Raw genomic sequence first — 14209 nt, 5'->3', positions numbered from 1 at the left:
CGCCCCGGCCGGATCAGTGGCTCATGCGCGGGCCGCGGGATGCCGGGTGCGCAGAATTGGGCGCGTCGGCCTGGCGGGTCAGCGCCGCCAGTTCCCAGCGGCCGGAGTGTTCGTCCAGCCGCAGCACATAGAGCTGCCCGTCCTCGGTGTGCACCTTGAACCAGCGCATGGCCGGTGCGAACCAGCGGTCCACCACCTCCAGCACCTGCAGGCGGCGCCGGCCCAGCCACAGCACCACCGGCTCTGGCTCCCCCTGGGCGGACGGGCCGCATTCGACGCGAACTGTCATGGGCTCACCATAGCGCTGCCGGTGCGCCGAGAGCGCCGCAGGGGCTTCACGGCATGAAGCGGCTCAGGCGTCGTAGCGATGCAGCACGCGGTACCGGCCCGCGGCCGACTCCACCAGGGCATGCCCGTCACAATGCCATTGCAGCGGCGGCAGTGCGCCCGGGGTTCGAGAGTCCAGGCCGGTGGCACGGCGCGCGAGTGTCACGTGCGGCCGATAGGGCCGGGCTTCGACGGGCAGCTGCAGGTCGCGCAGGCGTTCTTCGAGCTCGCCGTGCAGCGCCCGCAGGGCGGCAGGGGTGGTGCCGGGCACCCAGGCGGCAATGCCGTTGGGCCAGAGCTCCAGCCGGTCCAACTGCAGCTCGATGCGGCGCGGCGGGACGGCCAACGCGGGTATCAGCGCCACGAGGCGATCGCTTGGCACCGCGCCGATGAAGTGCAGCGTGGCGTGCAGGTTTTCCGCAAGGGTCGGGCGGGCGCCGGCCGGCCAAGGCAGGGTGGCCTGCGCACGAGCAAGATGGGCGCGGATGGCTTCGTCGGGCCAGAGCGCCAGGAACAGGCGGGCGGTGTCCATGTGGAGGATGCTGCGGGGGCGTGAGGGCGGATGAAGGCGCCCGGCAAACGGCGGCAACCCATGTGCCGGCGCCAGCGACGCAGCAGGCGATTCGTTCGGCACGATGGGAAGGCCAAGTTCACGCAGAGCGCCGTTTTGTGTCGTAACCGATCTCTTCAGTGGTTGACGGCTGCGCTGGTCTTTCGGCCTACTTCGCCACCTCGGAGGAGAGACGGAAGATGTCCAGCAAGAAGATAGCCGTGTTGCTTTTCGCCCTGGTGCTCGCAGGTTGCGGCGGGTCCCAGTCATCCGACGCGGGGGCAGGGCCGGGCGAGGCCGCCGCCCCCACGCCAGCCGCGTCGGCGCCGGTGTCGTCACAGGTCGGCTACTCCCCAGCCACCCAGTACGGCACCGATCAGTGCGCCACGGGCAACTACCCGGCGCAGTGGACCTGGAACCCCGCGAGCATCCAGAAGCAGGATGCACCCGCGACGTCCGGCACACCGCGCATCGAGCAGGTGCGCAACGGCGTCGTGATCGCCACCTACACCTCGCTGGGCGGCGACAAGGGCTATTCCAAGCCGAACAGCGCCGATGGCGGGGACACGGCGGTCGGCCCGTTCCGGCGCCAGCCGTACCTGCAGTACCGGAGCGGGGACGTGTTCAAGGTCTACCCGGCGGTCTACAGCGGCCGCGACATGCAGATCTACCTCGGCCCCAACGCAGCCAACGATGCCGACTATTCGGCGGGCGTGTTCAGCGTGCCGGAGAACATCACGATCCGGGGTGTGTCCGTCGATGGTGTGCGGCCGGTCATCGTCAACCCGGCCACCGGCGCGTCGAACGCCACGTATGGCCAGTCGCTGGTCTACATCGAGGGTCGCTTCGACGCCAGCGGCGCGGTGGTCAAGCCGGCCACCAACATCACCATCGAGAACATCGACATCGTGGACGCGGCAGGGGGAGGCAACATCGGCAAGGCGGGCATCTACGTCAACGGCGCGAAAGACCTCACGCTGCGCCGCGTGCGCATCGCTGGCTTCAAGCAGCACTCGGCCAACGGCATCTTCGCCACCGGCAACAACAGCGGCACGCTGCTGCTCGAAAATGTCGAGCTCGACAGCAACGGCGGCGCAGGCGGCCCCGAGCACAACGCCTACATCAACGCCAGCAAGACCGACCCCGGCTTCACGTTCCTGGTGCGGGGGTCATGGAGCCACGATTCGTTCTATGGCCACGAGCTGAAGTCGCGTGCGCAGCGCACGGTGGTGGAGGGCAGCTACCTCAGCGGCCAGCGTGCGGCTGCGGGCACCCAGGCCGAGGCTTATCTGCTCGACGTGCCGGACGGCGGCATCCTGGAGGCGCGCAACAACATCTTCGTCAAGAACCGCTCCGGCAACCAGTCCAATGGCGCATCGATCACCTTCGGCGTGGAATCCGCTTCCACCAGCCGGGCCTGGGGCCTGACCGTCGAGCACAACACCTTCGTCGCCTTCTCGCGCTACTACGACGATGCGGGCCATGAGCTGTACCCGTTCTTCATCGGCGGCCAGGCACCGGGTGCGAAACGGATCGATGCCAACGTGTACGTCGGGTACTGCCCGTCCAGCAACGCCGCCAAGAACGAGCGTGGCAGCAATGCGGCGGTTCTGGGGTTCGACGACATCGACCTGTCCTTCCGGCCACGATCCCCACAACTGACCGGCAACGGCAGCATCGTCGGCACGCTGTCGTACGAGCACCTGGCCGGAGGATCTGCACGCCGGACCAACGCGCTGGGTGCGAAGGACTGAACGAGCTGGCGGCCGCGGCCGGTGGCAGTGCGGAAGTCGGCAGCACAATGCCGCCCATGGAGAAAGAAGTTTCCTCTGGGAGAAGTGCCTGGCGGCTGTCCGTGGCCCCGATGATGGACTGGACCGACCACCATTGCCGCTACTTCCATCGCCAGATCACCCGGCATGCGCTGCTCTACACCGAGATGGTGACCACCGGCGCGCTATTGCACGGCGACGTGCCGCGCCACCTCGACTACAACGATGAGGAGCATCCGGTGGCGCTGCAGCTCGGCGGCAGCGAGCCGGACGACCTGGCCGCGTGCGCCCGGCTGGCGCAGCGCTGGCACTACGACGAGGTGAACCTCAACTGTGGCTGCCCCAGCGAGCGGGTGCAGCGCGGCGCCTTCGGCGCCTGCCTGATGAACGAACCGCGGCTCGTGGCCGACTGCGTGAAGGCGATGCGCGACGCCACCAGCTTGCCGGTGACGGTGAAACACCGCATCGGCATCGACCGCACCGAGAGTTATGCCTTCGTGCGCGACTTCGTCGGCACCGTGGCGGCCGCAGGTTGCGAGGTGTTCATCGTCCACGCGCGCAACGCCTGGCTGCAGGGCCTGAGCCCGAAGGAAAACCGCGAGGTGCCGCCGCTGCGCTACGAGTTCGTGCACCAGCTGAAGGGGGAATTCCCGCAGCTGACCATCGTGCTCAACGGCGGCGTGAAGACCAACGAGCAGGTGGCCGAACAGCTGCAGATCCTGGACGGCGTGATGCTCGGCCGCGAGGCCTATCACAACCCCTGGGTGATGGCCGAGTGGGACGCGCGCTTCTTCGGCGAACCGCCTTCCGATCTGACGCGCGCAGCGGTCGAGGACGCCATGGTGGCCTACATGCAGCGGCAGGCGGCGCGCGGCACGCCGTGGTCGCACATATCGCGCCACATGATGGGCTTGTGGAACGGCGTGCCGGGTGCGCGGCGCTGGCGCCAGGTGTGGTCGGACCACCGGCTGAAGGAGAGGCCCGCCCACGAGGTGCAGGCGCTGGCCCGTGAAGCGCTCCTGCCTGCCACGATGGCCTGACCAGGTCCGGGCGGGCGTTCTCCCCGCGAGGCGGACGAAGCCCGCGGGTTCAGCAGTCGCGGTCGAGCATGCAGCGCAGATCGCTGGCCATGCCGGGGTCGGACGACTGCAGGCGGTTGGCCAGCTCACGCACCCGGCGCGCGTCATGGGCACGCTCGCGAAGCTTGCGCTCCGCCTTGCGGGCCTTGGCATAGGCCTGGAAGGTTTCGATCAGGCGGCCCACAAGCACGGCGCCGCGGGGAATGGCCGTCTGTGCCGGCACTTGGATATGAAGATAGGTGGACATGGTGGTTTCCAATCCGGCCATCGCGTGCGGCTTCGTGGGCCGCGGCTTACTTTGGCCGGTGTGCTCACTATGCCACTGGGGTAAACCCTTATGTTGAGCCAGCCCATGTTCGGCGCGTGTTAGCCGCCCGCTTCGTGCGGTTGTGCCCGCATATCGGGGCTGGGCCGCGCTGCGCGGGCTGCGTGGGTGCTCCGGCATGATCCGGAGGCGGCGCCACGCGCGGTGGCGCTGCGGGCTGGTAGGAGGTTTTCATGAACATGATGGGTGTCATCGGTGGCAGTGGGCTGTACGACTTGCCGGGCCTCACGGACACACGCTGGGTGCACTGCGACACGCCCTGGGGGCCGCCTTCCGACGAGGTGCTGGTGGGCCGCCTGGCCGGAGCCCCAATCGCCTTCCTGCCGCGCCACGGGCGCGGGCACCGGATTCCGCCCGACGAGGTGAACTACCGCGCCAACATCCATGCGCTCAAGAGCCTGGGTGTCACCGACGTGCTGGCCGTCAGCGCCGTGGGTTCCCTGCGGCGCGACCTGCCGCCGGGCACCTTCGTGGTGGTGGACCAGTTCGTGGACCGCACCAGCGGCCGGGCGGGCTCCTTCTTCGGCACCGGCATGGTGGCCCATGTGGCGATGGCGCAGCCGGTGTGCGGCCGGCTTGGCGACCATGTGCAGGCAAGCCTGCAGGCCGCCGATGTGCCGCACCGGCGTGGAGGAACCTACCTCGCGATGCAGGGCCCGCAGTTCTCCACCCTGGCCGAATCACGCCTGTACCGCGCCTGGGGCTGCGACGTGATCGGCATGACCAACCTGCCCGAAGCCAAGCTCGCGCGCGAGGCGGAGCTGTGTTACGCCGCGGTGGCGATGGTGACCGACTACGACTGCTGGCATCCCGACCATGACACGGTGACGGTGGACGCGATCGTGCGGGTGCTGCTGGCCAATGCCGGGCAGGCCAAGGAACTGGTGAGCGGGATGGTGCGGCAGGTGGTGAATGACGCCGCAGCGCCGGAGTGTGCCTGCCGGCGCGCGCTGGACCATGCACTGATCACGGCGCCGTCGGCTCGCGACCCGGTGCTGCTGGACAAGCTACGCGTGGTGGCCGGGCGCGTCCTGTAGCGCGGCGCACTGCGCCAGGTGGCCGCGGGTTCGCCGGTCGGCCCCCGGGCCCGGCGCCATGCGCACCTGGTGGGGCGGCACCGGCTTGCCCTGCGACGTGCGCAACTGCACCGGCGCCAGCACCGCGCCGCGGGCGCCGGTAAGGCGCACCGGCTCGCGGCCCGAGCCGGAGACCCAGGTGTCGCCCCACTGCATCACCGCCACCAGCGCCGGCACCAGCGCGTGGCCCTTGTCGGTGAGCCGGTAGGCGGCCCGCTTGCCGCTGCCGTCCAGCGGCACCCGCTCCAGCAGCCCGTGGGTGGTGAGCCGCGCCAGCCGGTCGGCCAGCACCTTGCGCGCCACGCCCAGCGCCTGCTGGAAGTCGTCGAAACGCTCCACCCCGATCAAGCATTCACGCAGGATGAGCAGCGCCCAGGGATCGCCCATCTGGTCCAGCGCGCGGGCCAGCGAGCAGTTCATCTCGGAAAAAGCGGTACGCAGCGGCATGGGTTGGATCTTAGAGCGCCATGGGGTACGATGAAAGTTCCCTGAAGAAACTTGATGGAGGGTGCGATGTACGCATTCGTGGTGGAACGCATTGTTCGCGGCGGCTTTGCCAGCCTCAGCAGGGGTGAGGCCGCGCCGGTGTTGGCCCGCTTTCACGAGCGGGCGTGGCTGCGCTTCCCGGGCCGGCATGCGCTGGCGGCCGACGTGCGCGGCAAGGCCGCCGTCACCGACTGGTTTGAGCGCCTGCTGCGCACCTTTCCCGGCATCCGCTTCGAGCTGCACGACGTGCATGTGCGCGGGTTGCCATGGAACACCCGCGTGCTCACCCGCTTCACCGACACCGTGCCCATGCCCGATGGCGGGCAGATCACCAACCATGGCGTGCAGTACCTCAAGCTGCGCTGGGGCAAGGTGGTGGAGGACGTGCTCTACCTCGACACGCAGGTCCTGGCCGAAGCCTGTGAGCGCAGCGCCAGGGGCGCGCCCGCATGACCCTTCATGCCGTGGCGGCATGGCCTCATGCGTCACCGGTGGATTTCCGAAATTTTCGCCGTGCACGGGTGCCAAAACGGCAACACTCGCACCGGCAGCTGCTCCTACATTGATGACGCGCCGAGCCCGGCGCCAACCATCAAATGTTCCGAGGAGATTTCATGTTGTCGCGTTCCTTGTTCGTCCGCTGCATGGCGGCCATCGCTCTCAGCGCCTCTGCGGCGCTGGCCGTCGCCCAGGCCCCCGCCAAGCCGCGCGTGGTGATCCTGGCCACCGGCGGGACCATCGCCGGCGCAGGCGCCACCGCCGCCAACAGCGCCACCTACCAGGCGGCCAAGGTGCCGGTGGACAAGCTCATCGCCGGCGTGCCGGAGCTGGCCGACGTGGCGCAGGTGCGCGGCGAGCAGGCCTTCCAGATTGCGTCCGAGAGCTTCACCAACGACAAGCTGGTCACCCTGGGCAAGCGTGTGTCCGCGCTCACCAAGGATCCGAACGTGGACGGCATCGTGGTCACCCATGGCACCGACACGCTGGAGGAAACCTCCTTCTTCCTGAACCTGGTGATCCACAGCGACAAGCCGGTGGTGGTGGTGGGCTCCATGCGCCCGGGCACTGCCATGTCGGCCGACGGCATGCTCAACCTCTACAACGCCGTGGTGGTGGCCGGCAGCCCGCAATCGCGCGGCAAGGGCGTGCTGGTGGCCATGAACGACGAGATCCACTCCGGCCGCGACGTCACCAAGCGCATCAACATCAAGACCAACGCGTTCACCAGCCAGTGGGGCCCGCTGGGCATGGCGGTGGAAGGCCAGACCTACTGGTTCCGCCATCCCGCCAAGCGCCACACCATGGGCAGCGAGTTCGACATCGACACCATCGACGCGCTGCCCGAAGTGCAGATCGTCTACGGCTCGGGCAACATGTCGCTGGAGCTGTACGACGCCGTGCAGCGCAGTGGCGCCAAGGCCATCGTGCATGCCGGCACCGGCAATGGCTCGGTGGCCAACTATGCGGTGGACAAGCTGCGTGCGCTGCGTGCCCAGGGCCTGCAGGTGATCCGCTCCTCGCGCGTGGGTGACGGCTTCGTGCTGCGCAACTCCGAGCAGCCGGACGACAAGTACGACTGGGTGGTGGCGCACGACCTCAACCCGCAGAAGGCCAAGATCCTGGCGGCGCTGGCCTTGACCAAGACCAGCGACACCAAGGAGCTGCAGCGCATCTTCTGGCAGTACTGAGGGCCGTCCGCCTCGCCGGGCGCCTCAATCGAACTGCTGCGCCAGGATCTCCTGGATCAGCGGGTTCTGGATCTTGCGCTCCGCGCTGATCGCATAGAACTGCTCCAGCACGTCCGGCGAGGCGCCCAGCAGCACCAGCCCCCGGCCACGCGTGAGGTCGTCGCGCGACCAACCCGTGGCGGGGAAGGCGCCCATCCCGTGGGCGCCGAAGGTGGCCATCAATCCGCTGTCGGCGAACTCACCCACCACGCGCGGACGCAGCTTCTGCGCATCCAGCCACTGGTCGATGCGGGTGCGCAGGGCCATGTCGTGCGTCGGCAGCAGCAAGGGCAGCTCACCCAGGCTGTGCGGGAAGGGCAGGGCGGTGCCAGTGTGGAGCGCCGGCGCGGCGTACCACTCGATGGAGGCGGCGCCCAGCCGGTGGTTGAACACCTTGAGGTTGGCGTTGTGCGGCGCGGGCCGGTCCGCCAGCACCAGGTCCAGCCGGTGCAGCGCCAGTGCGGCCAGCATGTCGTCGAAGCCGTATTCCCAGGCCTGCAGGTGCACCGAGTCCATCCGGGAGATCGGCTCCAGCAGGCGCAGCACGGCCGCCTTGGGCAGGCCGTCGGTGATCCCGACCGCGAACTTGCGCGTGGCCGAGGTGGCGGCCTGGCGCACCGCGCCCTGCAATTCGGCCCCCAGCTGGAAGATGGCCTCGGCATGGCGAAACGCCTCCTTGCCGGCCTCGGTGAGCTCCAGCCGGCGGCCGGAGGACTTCAGCAGCGTGAAGCCGAGCGAGCGCTCCAGGTCGCCCACCTGTGAGCTAACCGTCTGCACCGCCATGCCCAGGCGCTCCGCCGCGCGCGCGATGCCGCCTTCCTTCACCACCACCCAGAAGTAGTGCAGGTGCCTGTAGTTGAAGGGCAGGTTCATGCCGGGCATTCTAGTGAGGTGGCGCCGCCGGGTTCGTAAAAAGCGAAGTTAAACGAAGATGACTTCTGCTTCTTCTGAGGGTCGAAGGCCACTAGAGTGGCCAGACCGTGCCGTCCGTCCCACCGGGGATGCAGGCACCCATCCAAGGAGAACCTCGTGAACAACTTGCAGGCTGTTTCAACAAGTTATGGCGGTGCAGGCGCGTCCGCGGTGGCGCGCAACCGCGTGCTGCGCAACACCTACTGGCTGCTGGCGCTGTCCATGGTGCCCACGGTGCTGGGCGCCTGGATCGGCGTGGCCACCGGCATGGCGGCGGCGATGTCGCCCGGTGTCGGCCTGGTGGTGTTCCTGGTCGGTGCCTTCGGGTTCATGTTCGCCATCGAGCGCACCAAGAACTCCTCGGCCGGTGTGCCGGTGCTGCTGGCCTTTGCGTTCTTCATGGGCCTGATGCTGTCGCGCCTGGTGGGTGCTGTGCTCGGGCTGGCAAACGGGGCGAGCCTCATCATGCTGGCCCTCGCCGGCACCGGCGCCGTCTTCCTGGGCATGGCCTCGTTGTCCACCGTGATCAAGCGCGACCTGTCGGCCATGGGCAAGTGGCTCTTCGTCGGCGCCGTGATGCTGATGGTGGCCGGCATCGCCAACATCTTCCTGCAGTCCAGCGCGCTGATGATCGCCCTGTCGGTGATGGCCATCGGCATCTTCTCGGCCTTCATCCTGCACGACCTGAAGCGGGTGCGAGACGGCCTGGAAACCAACTACATCACCGCCACGCTGGGCGTGTACCTGAGCCTGTACAACGTGTTCCAGTCGCTGCTCATGCTGCTGGGCATCGGCGGCAGCCGGGAGGAATGATCACGGATCGATGCGGATCCAGGTGGTCTTGAGCTCGGTGACCTTGTCGAAGGCATGCAGGGACTTGTCCCGCCCGTTGCCCGACTGCTTGTAGCCACCGAAGGGCACGGTGATGTCGTCCTCGTCGTACTGGTTCACATGCACCATGCCTGCCCGCAGCGCGCGCGCCACCCGGTGCGCGCGGCTCAGGTTGTCGCTCCACACGCTGGCTGACAGGCCATAGGCGCTGTTGTTGGCCAGCTGCACGGCTTCCTGCTCGGTCTTGAAGCGGATCACCGACAGCACCGGGCCGAAGATCTCCTCGCGGGCGATCGTCATGCCGTTGGCGGCGTGATCGAAGATGGTGGGCTGCACGTAGTAGCCACCGGTGTCCTGGCGCACCTGGCGCCCGCCGGTCACGCAGGTGGCGCCTTCACTGCTGCCGGTGGCGATGTAGCCGAGCACGGTGCGCAGTTGTGTTTCATCGACGATGGCGCCCATTTCGGTGGCCGGGTCCAGCGGGTCGCCCGGCTGGTAGTTGGGCGCCTCGGCCGCCGTGATGCGCACGAACTCGTCGGCAATGCTCTCGTGCACCAACACGCGCGACGGCGCATTGCACGATTCACCCTGGTTGAAGAAGATGCTGGCGGCCACGGTCTTCGCCGCACGCGCCAGGTCTTTGAAATCAGGAAACACCACGAAGGCCGACTTGCCGCCCAGCTCGTTGTACACGCGCTTGAGGTTGGAGCGGCCGGCGTACTCCAGCATGCGCCGGCCGGTGCGGGTGGAGCCGGTGAAGCCGATGGCATCCACCTCCATGTGCAGGGCCAGCGCTTCGCCCGCTTCATGGCCGAAGCCGGGCACCACGTTGAACACACCCGGCGGCACACCGGCCTCGATGGCCAGCTCGCCCAGGCGCAGGGCGGTGAGGGGTGACTTCTCGCTGGGCTTGAGCACCACCGAGTTGCCCGCGGCCAGTGCCGGGCCGAGCTTCCACGCGGCCATGATCATCGGGTAGTTCCAGGGCACGATTGCGCCGATCACGCCCATGGGCTCGCGGGTGATCAGCGCCAGCGCATTCGCGGCGGTAGGTGCCACCTCGTCGTACACCTTGTCGATCGCCTCGGCATACCAGGCAATGCAGCGCGCGGTAGAGGCCACGTCCACGCTGAGCGAGTACTGGATGGGCTTGCCCATGTCCAGCGTTTCCAGCAGGGCCAGCTCGTCCTTGGCCGCGAGGATCTTGTCCGAGAAGCGCTGCAGGATGCGCTTGCGCACGGCGGGTGGCTTGCCGGCCCAGCGCTGGTCGTCGAAGGCGGCGCGGGCGGCTTTCACCGCCGCGTCCACGTCGGCCTCGCGGCCGCGGGCCACGGGGGTCAGCACCCGGCCGTCGATCGGCGACTTGCAGTCGAAGGTTTCGCCGCTGTGCGCGTCCCGGCGTTCCCCGTCGATCAGCGCACGGCCATCGAAGCGCAGCGCCGATGCACGTTCATGCCAGTTGATCTGCGTCATGGTGCGTCTTTCGTCAAGGCCAACCTCCGCGCTGGGCGTCGGCCAGCGTCAGGTCCAGGCAGCGCCGGATCAGCGCGGTCATCTCGTCCACCTGCGCGCGGGTGGTCACCAGCGGCGGCGCCACGATCATGCGGTCACCCACGGCCCGCATGATCAGCCCGTTGGCAAAGCAATGCCCCCGGCACACCATGCCCAGATGAAGCTCGGAAGGGAAGGGCAGGCCCAGGGCCTTGTCCTTCACCAGCAGCAGGGCACCCATCAGCCCGCAGGTTTCGGCCATGCCCACCAGCGGGTGGTCGGCCAGCGCACGGAACTGTTCGGCCAGGTAGGGCCCGACATCGTCGCGCACATGCTCCACCAGGCCCAGCTGCTGGATCAGCCGGATGTTCGCCAGGCCCACTGCGCAGGCCACGGGATGGCCGGAATAGGTGTAGCCGTGTTCGAACTCACCGCCCTGGTCGATCAGCACACGCACCACGCGCTCGCCCACCATCACGCCGCCCAGCGGCACATAACCGGAGGTGACGCCTTTCGCAAAGGTCATCAGGTCGGGCCGGAAGCCGAAGCGCTCGCAGCCGAACCAGCGACCGGTGCGGCCAAAGCCGGTGATGACCTCGTCGCTCACCAGCAGGATCTGGTGCTTGTCGCAGATGCGCTGGATCTCGGGCCAGTAGGTCTCGGGCGGGATGATCACGCCGCCAGCGCCCTGCACCGGCTCGCCGATGAAAGCGGCCACGTTGTGGGGGCCCAGCTCCTCGATCTTGGCTTCCAGCCACCCGGCCGCCGTGAGCCCGAACTCCTCCGGAGTCATGCCGCGGCCGTTGGCAAACCAGTAGGGCTGCTCGATGTGCGCAATGCCGGGGATCGGCAGCCCACCTTGCGCGTGCATGCCGGTCATGCCGCCCAGGGAGGCGCCGGCCATGGTGGAGCCGTGATAGGCGTTCTTGCGGCTCATGATGAACTGGCGCTGCGGCTGGCCCAGCACGTCCCAGTAGCGCCGCACCATGCGCACGATGGTGTCGTTGCCCTCCGAGCCCGAGCCGGTGAAGAACACGTGGCTGAAGCCCGGTGGCGTCACCTGCGACAGCAGCTCGGCCAGCTCGATCGCGGGCGGCGTGGCGGTCTGGAAGAAGGCGTTGTAGAAGGGCAGCTCCTTCAGCTGGCGGGTGGCAGCGTCCACCAGCGCCTGCTGGCCATAACCGACGTTCACGCACCACAGGCCCGACATCGCGTCGAAGATCTTGTGGCCGTCGCTGTCCCAGAGGTAGACGTTGTCCGCCTTGGTGATGATGCGCGCGCCCTTGCGCTGCAGCGTCTGGTAGTCGGTGAAGGGGTGCAGGAAGTGCGCCGAATCGGCGGCCTGCCAGTCTTGCGTGCTGCGCGTCATGGCGGCTCCTTCACACATGCAGCAGCAGGTGTTCGCGCTCCCAGGGCGAGATCACCTTCATGAACTCGGCGTATTCGATTTCCTTGACTTCGGTGTAGACGGTGACGAAGCCCTTGCCCAGCACCTCGTGCAGGTCGGTCTCCTTCAGCAGCAGGAGCAGCGCTTCGCTCAGCGAGCGCGGCAGTTGGTGGTCACCCAGGTAGGCATCGCCCTGGCATTCGGGCGAGGGCTCGATGCGCTGCTTGATGCCGAGGTAGCCGCAGGCCAGCGTGGCCGCCAGCGCGACGTAGGGGTTGGCGTCGGCGCCGATCACGCGGTTCTCGATGCGGCGCGCGTTGGCCGACGCTACCGGCGAGCGGATGCCCACCGTTCGGTTGTCGATGCCCCACTGGATGTTGATGGGCGCCGCGGTGTAGCGCGCCAGCCGCCGATAGGAGTTCACATAGGGCGCAAACAGCGCCATGCAGGCCGGGATGTAGCGCTGCAGCCCACCGATGTACCAGTAGAACTCCTGGCTGGGCGTGCCATCCTCGTTGCTGAACAGGTTGCGGCCGGTGGCCTTGTCGATCAGGCTCTGGTGCACATGCATCGCGCTGCCCGGCTCGCCGGCGATCGGCTTGGCCATGAAGGTGGCGAACATGTCGTGCCGCAGGGCAGCCTCGCGCACCGTGCGCTTGAAGAAGAACACCTCGTCGGCCAGTGGCAGCGGGTGGGCGTGGAAAAAGTTGATTTCCATCTGGCCGGCACCGATCTCGTGGATGAGGGTGTCGACGTTGAGCTCCATCTGCTTGCAGTAGTCGTAGATGTCCTCGAACAGCGGATCGAACTCGTTCACCGCGTCGATGGAGTAGGCCTGGCGCGAGGTTTCGGAGCGGCCGCTGCGGCCCACGGGAGGCTTGAGCGGAATGTCGGGGTCGGTGTTGCGCGCCACGAGATAGAACTCCAGCTCCGGTGCGACCACCGGCTCCCAACCCTCGGCCTCGAACAGCTGGCACACATGGCGCAGCACGGAGCGCGGCGCGTGCGGCACGATCTTGCCGTGTTTGTCGTAGCAGTCGTGGATGACCTGGGCCGTGGGGTCCACCGCCCAGGGCACGATGCGCACGGTGGCCGGGTCGGGCCGCAGGTGCATGTCCGAATCGGTGCGGCTGATCACGTCGTAGTAGGGCCCCTCCTGCGGAAACTCGCCGGTCACGCCCATGGCGACCACGCCCTCGGGCAGGCGCATGCCGCGGTCCTCGGTGAATTTTTCGCGCGGCAGGATCTTGCCGCGCGCCACGCCGGTGAGGTCGGGCACCAGGCACTCGATCTCAGTGACGCGGCGCTCGTTGAGCCACTGCTCCAGCTCGCTGAATGTGAAGTTGTCTCGCACGACCATGAATACACCTGTTGAGTTGACGGTTCCTGGCGCGGAACGCAACGCTAGGTGTGAGGCGGACGCTCCCGGTAGGCCAGCGCCGCCTGGCCGAAGGCCTGGAACAGCTTCACCGAAACTGGGTTGTGCTCGGCGCGCCATTCGGGATGCCATTGCAGACCCAGCGCGAAGCCGGGCGCCTGCTCCATCGAAAAGGCCTCGATCAGGCCATCGGGCGCACGCGCCTCCACGCGCAGACCGCGCGCCAGACGGTTGACGCCCTGTCCATGAAGCGAATTCACCTGGATGCTCGGCGCCTGGAGGATGCGTTCCAGCAGCCCTCCCGGCTCCACAAGCACCTCGTGTGCCGGCCCGTACTGCACGTCGATCGGCTGGGTTTCGTCGTCGCGGTGGTCGCGCAAGCCGGGCACGCGGTGCACCGCCTGGTGCAGCGAGCCGCCGAGTGCGACGTTCATCTCCTGGAAACCGCGGCAGATGGCGAACAGCGGCATGCCGCGTTCGATGGTCTTCGGGATCAGCGGCAGCGTCCAGGCATCGCGCTCCGGGTCCAGCGGCAGGGCCGGGTCCAGCACGTCCTCCTGGAAGTGGCTGGGGTGCACGTTGGACGGCGAGCCGGTGAGCAGCACGCCGTGTGCGATGTCGAGCAGCGCGTCCAGTTCCTGCCCGGTGGCGCTGGGCACGATGAGCGGCTGGCAGCCGGCCAGCCGCACCGCGTCAATGTATTTCTTGCCCGCGACGTGGTAGACGTGGCGTCCCAGCAGCCGGTTGCAGGCGGGGATCAGGACGACCGGTTTGGCCCCGGTCCGGGAAGTGATCGTTGAACTCATCGGGCTGGGGGTGGCCGCGGTTGGCGCGCCACCCTGCGCTGGCTGGATGCATCGAGTGTGCC

General features: G+C 68.0%; 15 protein-coding genes. 6 read left to right on the top strand and 9 right to left on the bottom strand.

Features of this window, described 5'->3' with window-relative positions; all coding sequences use genetic code 11:
- Positions 1 to 13 precede the first annotated feature (13 nt).
- Entirely contained in the window at positions 14 to 289 is a 276-nt protein-coding gene (locus VPH43_RS22450) for a hypothetical protein (protein WP_328579995.1), read from the bottom strand.
- Positions 290 to 352: 63 nt separating this feature from the next.
- Positions 353 to 859, bottom strand: coding sequence for an RNA 2',3'-cyclic phosphodiesterase (gene thpR / locus VPH43_RS22445; RefSeq protein WP_328579994.1), 507 nt, complete (start codon positions 857 to 859; stop codon positions 353 to 355).
- Between the two features lie 239 nt (positions 860 to 1098).
- Between thpR and VPH43_RS22440 the strand changes: the two genes are divergently transcribed.
- Positions 1099 to 2631 carry a hypothetical protein gene (locus VPH43_RS22440; RefSeq protein WP_328579993.1) on the top strand — a complete coding sequence of 511 codons (1533 nt, stop codon included), beginning with the start codon at positions 1099 to 1101 and terminating at the stop codon, positions 2629 to 2631.
- 56 nt (positions 2632 to 2687) lie between these two features.
- Positions 2688 to 3689, top strand: a complete 1002-nt coding sequence (gene dusA, locus VPH43_RS22435) for a tRNA dihydrouridine(20/20a) synthase DusA (RefSeq protein ID WP_328579992.1) — start codon at positions 2688 to 2690, stop codon at positions 3687 to 3689.
- Between the two features lie 49 nt (positions 3690 to 3738).
- Here dusA and VPH43_RS22430 read toward each other — a convergent pair whose 3' ends face one another.
- Entirely contained in the window at positions 3739 to 3975 is a 237-nt protein-coding gene (locus tag VPH43_RS22430) for a hypothetical protein (RefSeq protein ID WP_328579991.1), read from the bottom strand.
- 257 nt (positions 3976 to 4232) lie between these two features.
- Here VPH43_RS22430 and VPH43_RS22425 point away from each other — a divergent pair, with 257 nt between their 5' ends.
- Positions 4233 to 5090 (top strand): S-methyl-5'-thioadenosine phosphorylase, encoded by an 858-nt coding sequence (locus VPH43_RS22425; protein WP_442909330.1) that lies wholly within the window; start codon positions 4233 to 4235, stop codon positions 5088 to 5090.
- Here VPH43_RS22425 and VPH43_RS22420 read toward each other — a convergent pair.
- Positions 5061 to 5576, bottom strand: coding sequence for a winged helix-turn-helix transcriptional regulator (locus VPH43_RS22420; protein WP_328579989.1), 516 nt, complete (start codon positions 5574 to 5576; stop codon positions 5061 to 5063). The genes VPH43_RS22425 and VPH43_RS22420 overlap by 30 nt on opposite strands.
- 66 nt (positions 5577 to 5642) lie before the next feature.
- Here VPH43_RS22420 and VPH43_RS22415 point away from each other — a divergent pair, with 66 nt between their 5' ends.
- Positions 5643 to 6068, top strand: a complete 426-nt coding sequence (locus VPH43_RS22415) for a nuclear transport factor 2 family protein (protein ID WP_328579988.1) — start codon at positions 5643 to 5645, stop codon at positions 6066 to 6068.
- A gap of 161 nt (positions 6069 to 6229) precedes the next feature.
- Entirely contained in the window at positions 6230 to 7303 is a 1074-nt protein-coding gene (locus VPH43_RS22410; protein ID WP_442909329.1) for an asparaginase, read from the top strand.
- 24 nt (positions 7304 to 7327) lie between these two features.
- Here the strand turns inward: VPH43_RS22410 and VPH43_RS22405 are convergent, their stop codons facing one another.
- Complete coding sequence (locus VPH43_RS22405; RefSeq protein WP_328579987.1) at positions 7328 to 8215, bottom strand: LysR family transcriptional regulator; 888 nt, start codon at positions 8213 to 8215, stop codon at positions 7328 to 7330.
- A gap of 156 nt (positions 8216 to 8371) precedes the next feature.
- On the opposite strand from VPH43_RS22405, the gene VPH43_RS22400 reads away from it, so the two are divergent.
- Complete coding sequence (locus tag VPH43_RS22400) at positions 8372 to 9067, top strand: Bax inhibitor-1 family protein (RefSeq protein WP_442909328.1); 696 nt, start codon at positions 8372 to 8374, stop codon at positions 9065 to 9067.
- Here VPH43_RS22400 and VPH43_RS22395 read toward each other — a convergent pair whose 3' ends face one another.
- The 4 genes from VPH43_RS22395 to VPH43_RS22380 are packed head-to-tail and all read right to left on the bottom strand — an operon-like array spanning position 9068 to position 14147.
- A complete protein-coding gene (locus tag VPH43_RS22395; protein WP_328579986.1) occupies positions 9068 to 10558 on the bottom strand; it encodes an aldehyde dehydrogenase in 1491 nt (496 codons plus the stop codon).
- Between the two features lie 13 nt (positions 10559 to 10571).
- Positions 10572 to 11945 (bottom strand): aspartate aminotransferase family protein, encoded by a 1374-nt coding sequence (locus VPH43_RS22390; RefSeq protein ID WP_328579985.1) that lies wholly within the window; start codon positions 11943 to 11945, stop codon positions 10572 to 10574.
- Positions 11946 to 11955: 10 nt separating this feature from the next.
- Positions 11956 to 13323: a glutamine synthetase family protein gene (locus VPH43_RS22385; RefSeq protein ID WP_328579984.1), complete on the bottom strand. Its 1368-nt coding sequence runs from the start codon at positions 13321 to 13323 to the stop codon at positions 11956 to 11958.
- Between the two features lie 44 nt (positions 13324 to 13367).
- Positions 13368 to 14147, bottom strand: coding sequence for a gamma-glutamyl-gamma-aminobutyrate hydrolase family protein (locus VPH43_RS22380; protein WP_328579983.1), 780 nt, complete (start codon positions 14145 to 14147; stop codon positions 13368 to 13370).
- Between the last annotated feature and the right edge of the window lie 62 nt (positions 14148 to 14209).

The organism is Ideonella sp. BN130291, from assembly GCF_036231905.1.
Lineage (GTDB): Bacteria > Pseudomonadota > Gammaproteobacteria > Burkholderiales > Burkholderiaceae_C > CAMLIZ01.
Note: the sequence above shows the minus strand (reverse complement) of the source record. Positions and strands in the feature narration are given on the sequence as shown.

Coding starts and splice junctions, on each gene's coding strand:
- VPH43_RS22450 (WP_328579995.1), bottom strand. CDS start 289: ATGACAGTTCGCGTCGAATGCGGCCCGTCCGCCCAGGGGGAGCCAGAG.
- thpR (WP_328579994.1), bottom strand. CDS start 859: ATGGACACCGCCCGCCTGTTCCTGGCGCTCTGGCCCGACGAAGCCATC.
- dusA (WP_328579992.1), top strand. CDS start 2,688: ATGGAGAAAGAAGTTTCCTCTGGGAGAAGTGCCTGGCGGCTGTCCGTG.
- VPH43_RS22430 (WP_328579991.1), bottom strand. CDS start 3,975: ATGTCCACCTATCTTCATATCCAAGTGCCGGCACAGACGGCCATTCCC.
- VPH43_RS22425 (WP_442909330.1), top strand. CDS start 4,233: ATGATGGGTGTCATCGGTGGCAGTGGGCTGTACGACTTGCCGGGCCTC.
- VPH43_RS22420 (WP_328579989.1), bottom strand. CDS start 5,576: ATGCCGCTGCGTACCGCTTTTTCCGAGATGAACTGCTCGCTGGCCCGC.
- VPH43_RS22415 (WP_328579988.1), top strand. CDS start 5,643: ATGTACGCATTCGTGGTGGAACGCATTGTTCGCGGCGGCTTTGCCAGC.
- VPH43_RS22410 (WP_442909329.1), top strand. CDS start 6,230: ATGTTGTCGCGTTCCTTGTTCGTCCGCTGCATGGCGGCCATCGCTCTC.
- VPH43_RS22405 (WP_328579987.1), bottom strand. CDS start 8,215: ATGAACCTGCCCTTCAACTACAGGCACCTGCACTACTTCTGGGTGGTG.
- VPH43_RS22395 (WP_328579986.1), bottom strand. CDS start 10,558: ATGACGCAGATCAACTGGCATGAACGTGCATCGGCGCTGCGCTTCGAT.
- VPH43_RS22390 (WP_328579985.1), bottom strand. CDS start 11,945: ATGACGCGCAGCACGCAAGACTGGCAGGCCGCCGATTCGGCGCACTTC.
- VPH43_RS22385 (WP_328579984.1), bottom strand. CDS start 13,323: ATGGTCGTGCGAGACAACTTCACATTCAGCGAGCTGGAGCAGTGGCTC.
- VPH43_RS22380 (WP_328579983.1), bottom strand. CDS start 14,147: ATGAGTTCAACGATCACTTCCCGGACCGGGGCCAAACCGGTCGTCCTG.